This is a genomic window from Roseovarius nanhaiticus, assembly GCF_900156535.1.
Lineage (GTDB): Bacteria > Pseudomonadota > Alphaproteobacteria > Rhodobacterales > Rhodobacteraceae > Roseovarius > Roseovarius nanhaiticus.
Window position 1 is genome coordinate 1,077,342 of the sequence record NZ_FTNV01000001.1, and the last position, 14,198, is coordinate 1,091,539.

Consider the following 14,198-nt stretch of genomic DNA (forward strand, 5'->3'; position numbering starts at 1 on the left):
CAATCGATTGGATGGCGGCGGCGGGGCGCGCCTAGATGTTTTCGATCCGGAGGGCGATGGGATCGCCGGTGACGACGCCAAGGCCCGGTATTGCGTCCAGAGCGCGGGCCAGTTCGGCGCGGCCCGTCTTGTGCGTGACGATCAGCACCGGCGCATCAGGGCCGGCGTGGTCGTATTGGCGCATCCGGTCGATGGAAATCCCGGCCTCGCCAAGGGCGGTCGCCACCTTTGCCAATGCGCCGGGTTTGTCGACCAGCGACATGCGCAGGTAATAGGGCGCGGGCGTGCCTGCGGCAGCGGGCTGCGCGCGCTCCAGCGTCGTGGCGGGCTGGCCGAAAGTCGGTAGGCGAAAGCCGCGCGCGATATCCATCACGTCGCTCATGACCGCGCTGGCGGTGGGGCCCATGCCCGCGCCGGGTCCGCGCAGCACGACCTGCTCCACGTTGTCGCCTTCGAGCACGACCATGTTCGTGCCGCCCTCCAGCGTGCCCAGCGGGCTGCCCGAGGGCACGAGGCACGGCGTCATGCGCTGCTCGAGGCCGCGGCCTGTCATCTGGGCGACGCCCAAGAGTTTGATCCGGTAGCCCATATCGGCGGCGTGATGGATATCCTCAATGGTGATCGCGCCGATCCCCTCCATCTCGACCGCGCCGAAATCGACTTGGGTGCCAAAGGCGATCGAGGCCAGCAGCGCCAGCTTGTGCGCGGCGTCGATGCCGCCGACGTCCAGTTGCGGGTCGGCCTCGAGATAGCCGAGGTCCGACGCCTCCTGAAAAACCTCGTCATAAGCAAGGCCCGCCGATTGCATGCGCGTCAGGATGTAATTGCAGGTGCCGTTCATCACGCCCATGACGCGGGTCATGTCATTGCCGGCGAGGCCTTCGGTGAGCGCCTTGACCACCGGGATCCCTCCGGCAACGGCAGCTTCGAAGCGGATGACGCGGCCGGCCTCTTCGGCGGCAAGCGCCAGCGCGTGGCCATGATGCGCCAGCAGCGCCTTGTTGGCGGTGACCACGTCCTTGCCCGCCGCGATGGCGGCTTCGACGGCGTCCTTGGCGGGGCCTTCATCGCCGCCGACCAACTCGACGAAAACATCCACGTCATCGCGCTGTGCCAGAGCGACGGGATCGTCCTCCCACGCGTAATCGCCCAGGCTGACACCGCGATCCTTGCCCTTTGAGCGGGCCGATACGGCGCTGATCGTGACGGGGCGGCCCGCGCGCGCCTCGAGAAGTTTGGCCTTCTGGCGGATGATGCGCACCACGCCGGTGCCGACAGTGCCCAATCCGGCGATACCGAGGCGCAGAGGGTCTGTCATGGCGATGTCTCCGAAAATAGTGGCGTGCTGAATGGGGATGTCCCTGTCGCGCGATCTACAGGCAAAGGGGCAGGCGTGCAACGCGGGTTTTGCCTGCACATGCGTGCAGGGCGCATGCCGGGCTCATTGCGCATCCTCGTCGTCTGGGCTGGGCTGTGTTTGGCTGCGGTCCACCCCTGCGCGCATGCGGCTGCGCGTTGCGCCATCGACGACGGCACCGCGTCTCAAGCTGTCCGCGCGATCCTTGAGGCGGGCCACACGCGCCTCGATCGCAGGCGCGGTTTCGGGCGCGATCCGGCTTGTGCCCAGCCCCATGTCCAGATCCTGCAAGGGCACCAGATCGGGATAGGGCCGTGCCAGCGCCGCGTCCGAGGCGCTGTCGCCCACATCTGGGAAGGCCGTGCAGCCGGCCTGCGCCAGCAGCCCCAGCGCAGCGGCCAGGGTGATCCGGGCCAAGGGCCGGGCGCGAAGGGGTAGGGGGTGCATGAGGGTCATTTCAGCATCCAACGAGTTGATGCCCTTCATGCCACTCTTTGTCGCCATTCGGCAAGCGCCGGACGCCGCGCGGCCTGTTCGCGGCGGCGCCTGCGCCATGTGCGTCGCAAATGGAAGGTGACGCGGTGCCACATCATGGGGCAGGCTATGCGGGGCAGGGCAGTCGCCCGGCCAGCGATATCGGCACATATAGGAAGCACGTATGAAGATCGGATTTATCGGCCTCGGCAATGTCGGGGGCAAACTGGCGGGCAGCCTCTTGCGCAACGGCGCGGATCTGGTGGTGCACGATCTGGATCCGGCGGCGGTGCGCGGGTTCGAGGGCCGGGGTGCCGCCGCCGCCGACGGTCCGGCGCAGATGATGCAGGCGTGTGATGCCGTCATCACCTGCCTGCCCAGCCCGGCGGCCTGTGATGCGGTGGTCCAGCAGATGCTGCCCCATGCCGGACCGGGCAAGATCTGGATGGAGATGTCGACCACCGACGCAGGCGAAGTTCAGCGCCTGGGCGCGGCCATGATCGCCACCGGCGCAGCGGCGGTCGATTGCCCGGTATCCGGCGGCTGCCATCGGGCCGATACTGGCAATATCAGCATCTATGCGGGCTGCGACCGCGCGACGTTCGAGCGGATCCTGCCGCTTTTGACCATCATGGGTCGACGCGTCTTGCATACCGGCGATCTGGGCTCGGCTTCTGTCCTCAAGGTAATGACCAACTACCTTGCGACCGCCAATCTGATGACGCTGTGCGAGGCGCTCACCGTGATGAAGGCGGCGGGGATGGACCTGGCCACGACCTACGAGGCGATTGCCATCTCGTCCGGGACATCCTTCGTGCACGAGACCGAGAGTCAGCTGATTCTGTCGGGTTCGCGGGATGTGAATTTCACGCTCGATCTGGTGCAGAAGGATGTGGGCCTCTTTCAGAAATTGGCGGACCAACACGCCATTCCGCTCGAAATCTCGCCCATGATGATCGACATTCTGAGCGATGCGCAGGCGCGTTACGGCGTGCGTGCGCAATCCGACCGACTGATCGAGCGGTTCGAGGAGGCGACGGGCCTCAGCATCACCGCCCCTGGCTTTCCGACCGAGTTGATCGATGACGAGCCCGAAGAGCGCGGCGCCGAGGTGTGCGCGCGCCGGTAGACGCGAAACGGGCGCCCCGTATCCAATAGGGGCGCCCGCTTTGAAACTCAGGCCAATTGGGTTGGCTGCGCTTAGCTATCCGACCAATTGATCTGCGGCGCAAACCGCGGAATTGCCATCACACTGGTCGACACGTTCATCCCCGTGCCCAGTCCGATATCGAACATCGGCTCGTATTTGGACAGGCTGTCGACAACCACAAGCTCTTCGCCGTCGCGCATCTGTGGCAGCCTGTCATGCGCCGTCTTGACATCGCTGTCCGTGAGAGCGCGCAGGTAGGTCGCCCCGCGTACGTGGCTCCACTTGACCGAATACACGTTCTCGTCTGAGTCGTATTTGACCAAGGTGACGCGCATCGAATTGGGCACGCCGTCATTGGCAATCGTATCGAAGACGGTCTTGGCGTTGTTTAGATAGGTCGGTGTGACGGCCGACATCTCGCGCGACACCATGTCGGCAATGGTGTAGCTCGCCTTGTCGCGGGCGCTTTGATAGCGGTGGACCTCGAAGAATTCATAGGTCGCACCCAATGCCCAGATCAGCAGCGGCAAAGTAATAACCGCTTCAACCATGACCGATCCGCGCTCTTCGCTGCGAAATCTGGTCAACCATGTTCTCATGTCTAAACGGCGCATCACAGTGGCTCCTGAACAAAGGCGGACATCGAGACGATGGCGACCTGACCGCTGTTGTCCTTCTTGAGCGAGCGGGCAAGCTGCCAGGTCGGAAAGAGCGGGTCGAATTTGGCGCAGGCGCGTAGAAACATCAGCTGGTTCTGCTGGCCGGGTGTAAAGCTGAGTACAGGTGTGCCAGTTTCTTCCTTGTCTGTGCACATGGCCTCACCTCCGAGGGTGGTGAGGTTGCGCATGTCCGACGGCACCATCTCGAGTTTGATCGAATTGAAGCAATCGTCGATCACATAGACCTCTTCACAGATGCGCCGCTTGATCGCGTCGTGGGTCGGGTTCGTCCCGGTACCCAGTCGGATATCGCGCACCGCGATGTCCAGTCCGCGCTCCAGCATTGTCTGGCGCAGGGTAATCATGCTCAGTTCGACCGACATGGTCAGCAGCGTCAGATAGAGCGGCACGATCACGATGAACTCGACCGAGGCGTTGCCATCCTCGCGGCGCAGAAGGCGCTTGCAGGACCGCGCCGCGCATTTGATGAAACGTATCATTGTGTCAACCTCAGGTTCACCACGTTGGACGCGATCGAGCTGAAGGCATCGGTGATGTTGATGCCCTTGGCCGGGTAGTAATGCGCTTCGGACGAGGCACATTTTTTGAGCTGTTTTTCAGCCGTGCCGTTCTTGGATACCTCGAAGCCGATCGTGTAGACCACGACACCCTTATTCTTAATCGCCGTGCAGATGTTCTGCATCTGGACGTTCTTTTCCGTGCCGGTCACGCGGTTCGTTTCGCTTTCGAACTCATCTTCAGGATCAGCATAGTAGATGGTGTCGTTCACATAGTCCGGGCTCATCAGGCCCCAGGCCTTTTCCCAGCTCAGCTGCTCTACGCTTTTGAAGTCCTCGTGGCTTTGAAGATTGGCGAATTCCCAGTTCTCAATGCGCTTATCCTGCTCGAGGTCGCGGTAGTAATCATCCTCGGGATCGTAGAGGTAATAATCCGACCAGGTCACGGATTCGTAGACGCATATGATACTGTCATAGTAGTTGCACTGCCACTCGGAGTAGCCTCTGTAGGCAGAGTTGTGCTTCCAGTAGGCATCCTTGAACACCTCCTTTTGCCACGTGATCTTGTGCAGGATTGAGTTTGGACCGCGAAAGCTGCTGTCCTCCGGAAACTGGTTAGAATAGGTATTCTGGCCGTCTGTCATCAGAACGATGACTTTCAGGGTTTCTGCCTCATTGAAGGGTGCGGGAACGACGCCCACCAGATCGTCGACAACCGGCACGTCGACCCCGCCAACCTTCACCTTGATTTTGTTCAAATCTTTTTTGACATCCTCGAATTCCGGATCGAGCAGGGCCGCGCCCCATTTCATTCCGATATTGGCAGAGGTGTTTCCGGCCGCGGTAAGCGCTTTCAGCTTGTTGTGCAGGTCCGTTTCGCTGATCGAATAGGGCAGGATCTCGGAACTCGGTTCGTTGAAACAGGTGCGATATTCATCGTCGAGCTTGCCAAAGCCATCGTGCTCTTCGGAAGTGTAGATCAGCTGCAGTTGCTGCACATCGGGGTTGATGGCGGTCTGCGAGAAATCACTATCCGAGAACTGGAGGCAACTGGAATGATCCTGCCGAATATCAACATCGAGTGACTCAATGATGTTCTCGCCCGGCGACACGTCCCAGCTGAACGGAACCAGCGAGATCACGGCGTCGCCCCTGTTCGAGCTGTTGAGAATGGTGGTGACGAATTTCTTGCCGGCGGCCTCCAGATTGGTCAGGCGAGTGCCCTTCATCGAACCGGAGACGTCCAATACCATCGACACTTCCAGCTTGGGCACGCGGCGCTCGGCCTGCGATGCGGCGACTGCTGACAATTCCTTGACGCCCGCCAATTTCATCAGGTGGGTGTCCAGCTTCATCGAGGCGCTCGCCTTGACCTTGCTGGTGTTCAGGGTCTGCACGACGTCGTCGTCCCCGCCCTCGCCATCGTCGTCGATTTCATCGAGGTACTTCGACATCTCGGCCTTGGCGAAGTAATCTTCCACGATAGCTTTGGGTTTGGTCCCGAAGGGCGCGCCCGCCGCGGCCAGCACGGCCGTGTCCAGCGTGTTTTGCAGTTTCGTGCGTTCCATCTCGTGGCGCATGACGTCCACGGCGACCCCGCCGGCAATCAACATCATTACAAGCAAAAACAGCGTGAAGGCCACGACTGCGCCATCCTCGTCCGCAGCCATGCGGCGGATATTATGGCGCTGCACAATGCGGGCCATGGTCCGGATCGTTCTGATCTTGGAGCTTATACGTGTCACTTTGGTTACCTCGCGAAGCCATGAAATGGCGGTGCCGACTCGGAATGCGTCGCAAGTTTTATGATCCGGCACTGTGGCGGAATTGGGGCCGAAAACAGAGTAAATAAGTTAAAATTGCTATATTTTGGCGACAATCGGCGCGATCTTGCGCCAGTGTTTCCAGGTGCGCGCCAGCGCGCCACAATGTCGACATCCGGTCGGAGCGTGCTGGATGTGTGCCGCCGGGTTCGGGTGGACAAAAATTCTGCAGCCATTAACGATGTGTTTGCGAAATGCAATTTACATGGACGGTACCCGGCGCAAGAGGGCGCAGGCCCGCCCTGGGAGGATAGCGATGACAGCCGCAAAAGAGCCGAGTTTCCGTGAGTCAGTAGACCTGATGTTCAACCGCGCCGTTGCGCTGATGGATCTGCCGCCCGGACTCGAGGAGAAGATCCGCGTCTGCAACGCGACCTATACCGTGCGCTTCGGTGTTCGCCTGCGCGGCCAGATCCATACATTTACCGGCTATCGCAGCGTCCACTCCGAGCATATGGAGCCGGTCAAGGGCGGCATCCGCTTTGCCATGGGCGTTAACCAGGATGAGGTAGAGGCGCTGGCGGCGCTGATGACCTACAAATGCGCCTTGGTGGAGGCGCCTTTTGGTGGCTCCAAAGGCGGTCTGCGGATCGACCCGCGCGAGTGGGATGAGCAGGAGTTGGAGCGGATCACGCGCCGCTTCGCCTTCGAATTGATAAAGCGTGACCTGATCAATCCCAGCCAGAACGTCCCGGCCCCCGATATGGGCACGAGCGAGCGGGAAATGGCGTGGATCGCGGACCAGTATCATCGCATGAACACCACCGACATCAACGCGCGCGCCTGCGTTACGGGCAAGCCGATCAATGCAGGCGGCATCCAGGGCCGAACCGAGGCGACGGGCCGCGGCGTGCAGTATGCCCTGCAGGAGTTCTTTCGCCACCCCGAGGATATCAAGGCGGCGAACCTCTCGGGCAAGCTGGATGGCAAGCGCGTCGTGGTGCAAGGCCTCGGCAATGTTGGCTATCACGCGGCCAAGTTCCTGTCCGAAGAGGATGGCTGTGCGATCACCGCCATCATCGAGCGGGACGGTGCGCTGATCAGCGACAAGGGCCTCAACGTAGAGGAAGTGCGTGGCTGGATTGGCAAACACGGCGGGGTCAAGGGGTTCCCAGATGCGGAATACGTGGCCGACGGCGCCACAGTGCTCGCAAAGGAGTGCGACATCCTGATTCCCGCCGCGATGGAAGGCGTTATCAATATTTCGAACGCCGCTGACATCTCGGCCAACCTTATCATCGAGGCAGCGAATGGCCCGGTGACGGCGGGCGCGGACCAGATCCTGCGCGAAAAGGGCTGCGTCATCATACCGGACATGTATGCCAACGCGGGTGGTGTGACGGTGTCCTATTTCGAATGGGTCAAGAATCTCAGCCACATTCGCTTTGGCCGGATGGGCCGCCGGCAGGAAGAGTCGCGCCACCAGCTGGTGGTTGACGAGTTGGAGCGCCTCAGCAACGACAAGCAGCTCGGCTGGACGCTCAGTCCCGATTTCAAGCAGCGTTACCTGCGCGGCGCCGGGGAACTCGAATTGGTGCGCTCGGGCCTCGATGACACGATGCGCGCGGCCTATCAGTCGATGCGCGAGGTCTGGCACGAGCGCAAGGATGTGACGGACTTGCGCACTGCGGCCTATCTGGTCTCGATCGGCAAGGTCGCGGCCAGCTATCGCGCGCTCGGCCTTTGAGCGGCATGTAACAGGCAACGCGCGCGGAATTTCACGGAAACTTTTTCCGCATATAAATTGGCCTCCGCCGCCTCCCGTGCGGCGGATGAAACCGGGTGGCGCGGCATCGCGTTACATCAAGTGTGGGTCGGCAGCGCCGGCCAGGAACGAGTATCAGGGCGGTCCGCCGCACATGCGCGCAGACCGCCGAAAAGGAGTTTTATAGATGCAGACCAGCCTACGCAGATTCAGCCTCTTCGCCATTCCTTTTCTTGTCGCCGCGCCCGCGCTGGCGCAGAACGCAGGTAGCGAAGGGTGCGCCGCGACGGCCCGCATCGTGGCCGGAGCGGTCGAGATGCGTGTGGATGGCGCGGACAAATCCACCGCGGCGCGGGCGCTGGCCGCCGGTGACGTAGGGGCGAAATACGCCGATGCCGTGGTTCCGCTTGTCGAGTGGGTATATACTTTGCCCACGCATCAATTGACCGACGAGGCCGCCAGCGCATTCAACGACGCCTGCCTTGCTCAGATGGGCTAACGGCCGTCACAGGCCGCGCCGCATCTTGGCGCGGCCTGCGACTCGGTCCATATTGGGGACATGGCCCTGCCCCCCGGATTCCTCGACGAGTTGAGAACGCGCACCTCCCTGACGCAAGTCGTGGGGCGCAAAGTCATGTGGGACAATCGCAAGTCCAATCCGGGCAAGGGCGACATGTGGGCGCCGTGCCCTTTCCACCAAGAAAAGTCCGCCAGCTTTCATGTCGATGATCGCAAGGGATTTTACTACTGCTTTGGTTGCCATGCAAAAGGCGACGCGATCAGCTTTGTGCGCGATACCGAAAACGTGGAGTTCATGGAAGCGATCCGCATCCTTGCGAGCGAGGCGGGTATGCAAATCCCCGAGCGCGATCCGCAAGCGCAGGCAAAGGCGGATCGGCGCACGCAGCTGGCCGAGGTGATGCACAGCGCGCAGCAGCATTTTCGCCTCATGCTCAAGACTGGCGCGGGCAGCGACGCACGCGCTTATCTGGAGCGCCGGGGCCTTGATGAAGCCACGCAGGAAAAATTCGGTATCGGGTTTGCGCCTCAGGCGTGGCAGGGGCTCTGGGATCATCTGACTGGCAAAGGGGTCAAGGCGGATCTCATCTTTGGCTGCGGCCTTGCACGGCCCTCGCAAAAGGGCGGTACGCCCTATGATGTCTTTCGCGGGCGGATCATGTTTCCCATCCACGATGTGCGCGGGCGCGTGATCGCCTTTGGCGGGAGGGCGATGGACCCGAACGACAACGCCAAATATCTCAACTCGCCCGAGACCGAGCTCTTTGACAAATCGCTGACCCTTTACAATTACGGTCCCGCGCGTGAGGCGGCGGGCAAGGGCCAGCCCCTTATCGTTGCCGAAGGCTACATGGACGTTATCGCGCTGTCGCAGGCGGGTTTCGGCGCGGCGGTGGCGCCTTTGGGCACGGCCGTCACCGAGGCGCAGCTGGGTCTGATGTGGCGCGCCGCGGATGAGCCGATCATGGCGCTGGACGGGGATCGCGCAGGACTTGCCGCCGCGCGCCGCGTGATCGATCTGGCGTTGCCGCTGTTGGAGGCGGGCAAAAGTCTGCGCTTTGCCCTGATGCCGGAGGGGCAGGATCCGGACGATATCCTGCGTGCTCAAGGCGCTGGTGCCGTGCAAGCGATATTGGACGCCGCGCAGCCCATGGTGCGCCTTTTGTGGCAGCGCGAGACTGAAGGCCGGGATTTTGACAGCCCCGAGCGCCGCGCCGCCCTCGACAAGGCGCTCTTTTCTGCGACCAATCTTATTCGGGACCCCTCCATCAAGGGCCATTACGAGAGCGCCATCAAGGAGCTGAAATGGGAGATGTTCTCGGCGCGCAAGCGGGCGGATGGCGGCACCCGCCAAACGCGCCGCGCAGATGGTGGCCGATGGGCCAAGCCCGATATGTCGGCGCGCGCCAGCACCAAATCCTCGCCGCTTGCCCGGTCGGACCCGCGCCAGCACGATCACATGCGAGAAGCGGTCATCCTGGCCTCCATCATCGCGACCCCGGCGATCGCGGAAGAGTTCGAGACGGCCCTGGACCGGCTCGATTGCTTTGACGCGCAGCACGCGCAGTTGCGCGATCTGATCGTGCAGCACGCCGGCGAGGGTCCGGAGGCATTGCACGGGGCCATAACCGAGGCGCTGGGTGCGGCCGCTCTTGAAAAGCTGGCGTCACTGCCCCATGTCGCGTTGGCGCCCCCCGTGCGGAACCCCGGCAACCAGTCGCTGGCGCAGATGACCGTGGCAGAGGAGCTGGCCAAGATCGCCGCCACCCGCGGCCTGCAGGCCGAGATCGTCGACGCCGCCGAGGACATGATGGGTGTGGCCGACGAGGCTGTAACATGGCGGTTGGGACAGGCCGCGGAGGCGCGTAACCGCGCGGTGCGCAGTGAACATGAGGACCGCGCCGAATACGATGTAGCCGAAAACGGCGCCCGCCTGAACCGTGGCGAGCGCGAGGAATTTGACGCCCTTCTGGACAGGATTACTTTTTCGAAACCACGCCGATGAATGGATTTTGGTGAGGTTCGCGTAAGAAAAACCAAGTAAACAGGTTGCGAATCACTTCTGCGCAGGGATGATTCGCGCAACACAATACGTGCCGTGCGAATCACGTGCCCGCCACCGAGGAGACCTACATGGCCGCCAAAGACACCGACGATCAAAAGCCAGACGATCAGGATGCCGAGATGTCTTTGGACATGAGTCAGGCAGCCATCAAGAAGATGATCTCGGAGGCGCGTGAAAAGGGTTTCATTACCTACGATCAGCTGAACAAGGTGCTGCCGCCCGATCAGGTCAGCAGCGAGCAGATCGAAGACGTCATGTCGATGCTGTCCGAAATGGGCATCAACATCATCGAGAATGACGAGGCTGAGGATGACGACCAGCGCACCACCGCCGTCGCCGAGGTGGGCCGCAAGGGCGAGCTCACGCTTGGCTCCGGTACGGGCGAGAAGCTGGACCGCACGGACGATCCGGTGCGCATGTATCTGCGCGAGATGGGCAGTGTCGAGCTGTTGAGCCGCGAGGGCGAGATTGCCATCGCCAAGCGCATCGAGGCCGGGCGCAACACGATGATCGCCGGCCTTTGCGAAAGCCCGCTGACCTTCCAGGCGATCACGATCTGGCGCGACGAGCTTGTCAGCGAAGACATCCTTTTGCGTGACGTGATCGACCTCGAGACGACCTTCGGCAATCAGCTGGAAGGCGAGGGCGACGCTGTGGTCGAGGCGGCAAACGTGGCCAGCGCTCCCAGCACATCCAAGGATGACAGTGCCGAATTGGACGCAGACGGCAATCCCATCGCGGCCGCGGATGACGATGAGGATGACGAAGACGAGCAGGCCAACATGAGCCTTGCGGCCATGGAAGCCGCCCTGAAGCCCTCCGTCCTCGAGACGTTGGACCGCATTGCCGACGATTATCTGAAATTGGCGGAAATGCAGGACAGCCGCATTTCTGCCACGCTGAACGAGGACGGAACGTTTTCGTCGGACCAGGAAGACACCTATCAGGTCCTGCGCAGCGAAATCGTCGTTTTGGTCAACTCGCTCCACCTGCACAACAATCGGATCGAGGCGTTGATCGACCAGCTTTATGGTATCAACCAGCGTATCATGATGATCGATGGCGCCATGGTGAAGCTGGCCGACCAGGCGCGCATCAACCGCCGCGAATTTATCGACGAGTATCGCGGTCGCGAGCTCGACCCGACATGGCTGGACGACATGGCGCAGAAGTCCGGTCGCGGCTGGCAAATGCTGATCGAACGCTCGAACGACAAGGTGTCCGAGTTGCGCGCCGACATGGCGCAGGTGGGTCAGTATGTCGGCCTCGATATTAGCGAGTTCCGCCGCATCGTGGGTCAGGTCCAGAAGGGCGAGCAGGAAGCTCGGCTGGCCAAGAAGGAAATGGTCGAGGCGAACCTGCGTCTCGTAATTTCCATCGCCAAGAAATACACGAACCGCGGCCTGCAATTCCTGGACCTGATCCAGGAGGGCAATATCGGCCTGATGAAGGCCGTCGACAAGTTTGAGTATCGCCGCGGCTACAAGTTCAGCACCTATGCGACCTGGTGGATCCGTCAGGCCATAACGCGCAGTATCGCGGACCAGGCGCGCACGATCCGCATTCCGGTCCACATGATCGAGACGATCAACAAGCTGGTGCGTACGGGGCGCCAGATGCTGCACGAAATCGGCCGCGAGCCGACGCCCGAAGAGTTGGCCGAGAAGCTGCAGATGCCGCTGGAGAAGGTCCGCAAGGTGATGAAGATCGCCAAGGAGCCGATCAGCCTAGAGACGCCTATCGGCGACGAGGAAGACAGCCAACTTGGCGATTTCATCGAGGACAAGAACGCCGTTCTGCCCCTCGATTCCGCGATCCAGGACAACCTCAAGGAAACGACCACGCGCGTTCTGTCGTCGCTCACCCCGCGCGAGGAGCGGGTGCTGCGGATGCGCTTCGGGATTGGCATGAACACCGATCACACGCTGGAAGAAGTCGGTCAGCAGTTCAGCGTCACACGCGAACGTATTCGTCAGATCGAGGCCAAGGCGCTGCGCAAGCTCAAGCATCCCAGCCGCTCGCGCAAGCTGCGCTCATTCCTCGACCAGTGATGCATGATCCGCGCGCCGAGCCAGGCGCGCGGGACATGATCTGCAAAATATCTCAGATTTCTGCAGTTTAACTTCAATTCGGAGTGAACCAATTCGCTGCTAAGGCGTTGTTTTTCCAGATGGAAGGAGAACGTCATGAAACGCTTTATCTTGATCGCAGCACTTTGCCTGCCTGTAGCGGGCCTTGCCACCACTTTTGACGGCACAGATGAAGAGGTGCTTGATATCGTCGAGATCCGTGTTGCGGAAAAAGATATGGCGAAATGCGAGCAGACACTGAGAACGCTACGTCAGAAGCCTGTTGTGACGGATTCCGGTTTCCAATTGCCCAACTTCATGCGCAACGACGATTTGCCGACATCGGTTTGCGTCGTGGACGCTTGATAACCGCCACGGTCCAGACGAACGGCGCGCTAAATCTAGCGCGCCGTTCTTGATTTCTCAGGTATCAACCAAAATCATATGATCCATCGGGATATCGTATTTGTGCGGATAGATCGTTTCCATCCGTTGCTCCGCATAGCCGACGCCGATTGCCTTGGCCGCTTTTGATTGGCGCAAGTGCTCTAAAGTACGGTCAAAAAAGCCCCCGCCATATCCCAGTCGATAGTTGTCTGCGTCGGCGCCCACGACCGGCGCGATGACGATATCAGGCATGACTTTCGGCGCATCTGCGGGTGGGATCGGGATATTCCATACCCCGCGATCCAGCGACATACCGTCAGCCCATTCGCGGAAGGCAAGCGGGGCTGCCTTTTCGACGACGACAGGCAGGGCGATGACGGCGCCCTGCTGTCGGCACGCCTTTGCGAATGTGCGTAAATCCGGCTCTCCGCGAAAGGGCCAGTAGATCGAAACGACCTTGCCTGCCACATCGCCAATGTACTCGCCAAGCATATGCGCAAGCTTAGCGTCGGCCTTGTTGCGCTGCGCGACAGGAATCTCCTGCCGCCGCGCAATAAGGTCGGCGCGCATGTCGCGCCGCCATTGGGAACTGCCAATTTCTGTCATGACCCTGCTCCTTGCCGTGATCGCATCAGCCCGTCGGCATGATGACCATCTCTTGGATATTCGCGCGCTCGGGCTGGTCAATCGCATAAACCACAGCATTCGCAATGTCTTCCGGCTTCAGCTTGTCAGGCTTTGCCTCATCGAAGAAAGGCGTGTCGACCATGCCCGGTGCGATCACGGTGCAGCGCCCGCCCCATTCGCGCATGTCGGTGCTCATGTTCCCGGCAAGGCCGTGGACAAACCATTTCGACGCGCCATAGACCGATCCCGAGATATGCACCCGCCCGGCGACCGAGCCGGTCAGCACCAAATGACCCTTGGACTTCTTGAGCGCGGCGTAGCTGGCCTTGAGGGTCAGCAGAACGCCCTTGATGTTGATGTCGACCAGCTTGGACCACTCCTCGGGGTCGCCCTTTTCGATGCCGGGCGTATCAAGGCCCGTGCCCGCGTTGGCAAAGACCGCGCCGAACCCGCCAAAGGTTTCGACCGTTTTTGAAACGGCATCCTGCAGCGAGCCAAGCTCGGTCACGTCGCCTGGCAGGGCGATGGCATTCTCGCCGATCTCGGCTGCCAGATCGTTCAGCTTGTCCTCGCTGCGTGCGAAGAGGGCGACCTTCCAGCCCGCCTCGGCCGCTTGGCGGGCGGTTTGCGCGCCGATGCCCGAAGATGCGCCAGTGATGAATAGAACCTTGTCGGTCATGGTGTGAACTCCTTTTTCAATGCGTTGCTGCGCCAACGCGTGGGCCGCCGCAAAAGGTCCATCCGCTGCATCTGGGGCCGTTATTTCGCCTCTACCCAAAACCTTGCGGCTCGCCTATAGTGCCTGTGGATAATTGGGCGTCAGACCCAATCCCGAGAGGCAGAGA

At 61.3% G+C, this 14,198-nt stretch carries 13 protein-coding genes; 6 read left to right on the plus strand and 7 right to left on the minus strand.

Features of this window, described 5'->3' with window-relative positions; genetic code table 11:
• Positions 1-31 precede the first annotated feature (31 nt).
• Both BW975_RS05160 and BW975_RS05165 read right to left on the minus strand, forming a co-directional pair.
• Positions 32-1,318: a homoserine dehydrogenase gene (locus BW975_RS05160; protein ID WP_076531574.1), complete on the minus strand. Its 1,287-nt coding sequence runs from the start codon at positions 1,316-1,318 to the stop codon at positions 32-34.
• Between the two features lie 123 nt (positions 1,319-1,441).
• A complete protein-coding gene (locus tag BW975_RS05165; protein ID WP_083686983.1) occupies positions 1,442-1,843 on the minus strand; it encodes a hypothetical protein in 402 nt (133 codons plus the stop codon).
• A 172-nt stretch (positions 1,844-2,015) separates the two neighbouring features.
• On the opposite strand from BW975_RS05165, the gene BW975_RS05170 reads away from it, so the two are divergent.
• Entirely contained in the window at positions 2,016-2,960 is a 945-nt protein-coding gene (locus BW975_RS05170; RefSeq protein WP_076531576.1) for an NAD(P)-dependent oxidoreductase, read from the plus strand.
• A 71-nt stretch (positions 2,961-3,031) separates the two neighbouring features.
• On the opposite strand, the gene BW975_RS05175 is transcribed toward BW975_RS05170, so the two are convergent.
• From BW975_RS05175 to BW975_RS05185, 3 genes are read right to left on the minus strand one after another with little or no spacing between them, the layout of a single operon-like run.
• The gene (locus BW975_RS05175; protein WP_083686984.1) at positions 3,032-3,568 is read right to left on the minus strand and encodes a TadE/TadG family type IV pilus assembly protein; all 537 of its coding nucleotides are present in this window, start codon (positions 3,566-3,568) and stop codon (positions 3,032-3,034) included.
• Positions 3,569-3,594: 26 nt separating this feature from the next.
• Positions 3,595-4,140: a TadE/TadG family type IV pilus assembly protein gene (locus BW975_RS05180; protein WP_076531580.1), complete on the minus strand. Its 546-nt coding sequence runs from the start codon at positions 4,138-4,140 to the stop codon at positions 3,595-3,597.
• Positions 4,137-5,864: a Tad domain-containing protein gene (locus tag BW975_RS05185; protein WP_083686985.1), complete on the minus strand. Its 1,728-nt coding sequence runs from the start codon at positions 5,862-5,864 to the stop codon at positions 4,137-4,139. Before BW975_RS05185 ends, BW975_RS05180 begins: the two co-directional genes overlap by 4 nt.
• 373 nt (positions 5,865-6,237) lie before the next feature.
• Between BW975_RS05185 and BW975_RS05190 the strand changes: the two genes are divergently transcribed.
• The 5 genes from BW975_RS05190 (at position 6,238) to BW975_RS05210 (ending at position 12,705) form a co-directional block, all read left to right on the plus strand.
• A complete protein-coding gene (locus tag BW975_RS05190) occupies positions 6,238-7,668 on the plus strand; it encodes a Glu/Leu/Phe/Val family dehydrogenase (RefSeq protein WP_076531582.1) in 1,431 nt (476 codons plus the stop codon).
• Between the two features lie 205 nt (positions 7,669-7,873).
• Positions 7,874-8,185: a hypothetical protein gene (locus BW975_RS05195; RefSeq protein WP_076531584.1), complete on the plus strand. Its 312-nt coding sequence runs from the start codon at positions 7,874-7,876 to the stop codon at positions 8,183-8,185.
• Between the two features lie 60 nt (positions 8,186-8,245).
• Positions 8,246-10,210, plus strand: a complete 1,965-nt coding sequence (gene dnaG, locus BW975_RS05200; RefSeq protein ID WP_076531586.1) for a DNA primase — start codon at positions 8,246-8,248, stop codon at positions 10,208-10,210.
• A gap of 128 nt (positions 10,211-10,338) precedes the next feature.
• Positions 10,339-12,321 (plus strand): RNA polymerase sigma factor RpoD, encoded by a 1,983-nt coding sequence (gene rpoD, locus BW975_RS05205; RefSeq protein ID WP_076531587.1) that lies wholly within the window; start codon positions 10,339-10,341, stop codon positions 12,319-12,321.
• 135 nt (positions 12,322-12,456) lie between these two features.
• On the plus strand, positions 12,457-12,705 hold the full coding sequence (locus tag BW975_RS05210) for a hypothetical protein (RefSeq protein WP_076531589.1): 249 nt from the start codon (positions 12,457-12,459) through the stop codon (positions 12,703-12,705).
• A gap of 57 nt (positions 12,706-12,762) precedes the next feature.
• Here BW975_RS05210 and BW975_RS05215 read toward each other — a convergent pair whose 3' ends face one another.
• The gene (locus tag BW975_RS05215) at positions 12,763-13,332 is read right to left on the minus strand and encodes a 5-formyltetrahydrofolate cyclo-ligase (RefSeq protein ID WP_076531591.1); all 570 of its coding nucleotides are present in this window, start codon (positions 13,330-13,332) and stop codon (positions 12,763-12,765) included.
• A 25-nt stretch (positions 13,333-13,357) separates the two neighbouring features.
• On the minus strand, positions 13,358-14,032 hold the full coding sequence (locus BW975_RS05220; protein WP_076531593.1) for an SDR family oxidoreductase: 675 nt from the start codon (positions 14,030-14,032) through the stop codon (positions 13,358-13,360).
• Positions 14,033-14,198 lie beyond the last annotated feature (166 nt).

What these genes read in the sequence shown, in the direction of transcription:
- BW975_RS05160 (WP_076531574.1), bottom strand. Translation starts at nt 1,318, where the DNA reads ATGACAGACCCTCTGCGCCTCGGTATCGCCGGATTGGGCACTGTCGGC.
- BW975_RS05195 (WP_076531584.1), top strand. Translation starts at nt 7,874, where the DNA reads ATGCAGACCAGCCTACGCAGATTCAGCCTCTTCGCCATTCCTTTTCTT.
- rpoD (WP_076531587.1), top strand. Translation starts at nt 10,339, where the DNA reads ATGGCCGCCAAAGACACCGACGATCAAAAGCCAGACGATCAGGATGCC.
- dnaG (WP_076531586.1), top strand. Translation starts at nt 8,246, where the DNA reads ATGGCCCTGCCCCCCGGATTCCTCGACGAGTTGAGAACGCGCACCTCC.
- BW975_RS05190 (WP_076531582.1), top strand. Translation starts at nt 6,238, where the DNA reads ATGACAGCCGCAAAAGAGCCGAGTTTCCGTGAGTCAGTAGACCTGATG.
- BW975_RS05185 (WP_083686985.1), bottom strand. Translation starts at nt 5,864, where the DNA reads ATGGCCCGCATTGTGCAGCGCCATAATATCCGCCGCATGGCTGCGGAC.
- BW975_RS05180 (WP_076531580.1), bottom strand. Translation starts at nt 4,140, where the DNA reads ATGATACGTTTCATCAAATGCGCGGCGCGGTCCTGCAAGCGCCTTCTG.
- BW975_RS05165 (WP_083686983.1), bottom strand. Translation starts at nt 1,843, where the DNA reads ATGAAGGGCATCAACTCGTTGGATGCTGAAATGACCCTCATGCACCCC.
- BW975_RS05170 (WP_076531576.1), top strand. Translation starts at nt 2,016, where the DNA reads ATGAAGATCGGATTTATCGGCCTCGGCAATGTCGGGGGCAAACTGGCG.
- BW975_RS05215 (WP_076531591.1), bottom strand. Translation starts at nt 13,332, where the DNA reads ATGACAGAAATTGGCAGTTCCCAATGGCGGCGCGACATGCGCGCCGAC.
- BW975_RS05220 (WP_076531593.1), bottom strand. Translation starts at nt 14,032, where the DNA reads ATGACCGACAAGGTTCTATTCATCACTGGCGCATCTTCGGGCATCGGC.
- BW975_RS05210 (WP_076531589.1), top strand. Translation starts at nt 12,457, where the DNA reads ATGAAACGCTTTATCTTGATCGCAGCACTTTGCCTGCCTGTAGCGGGC.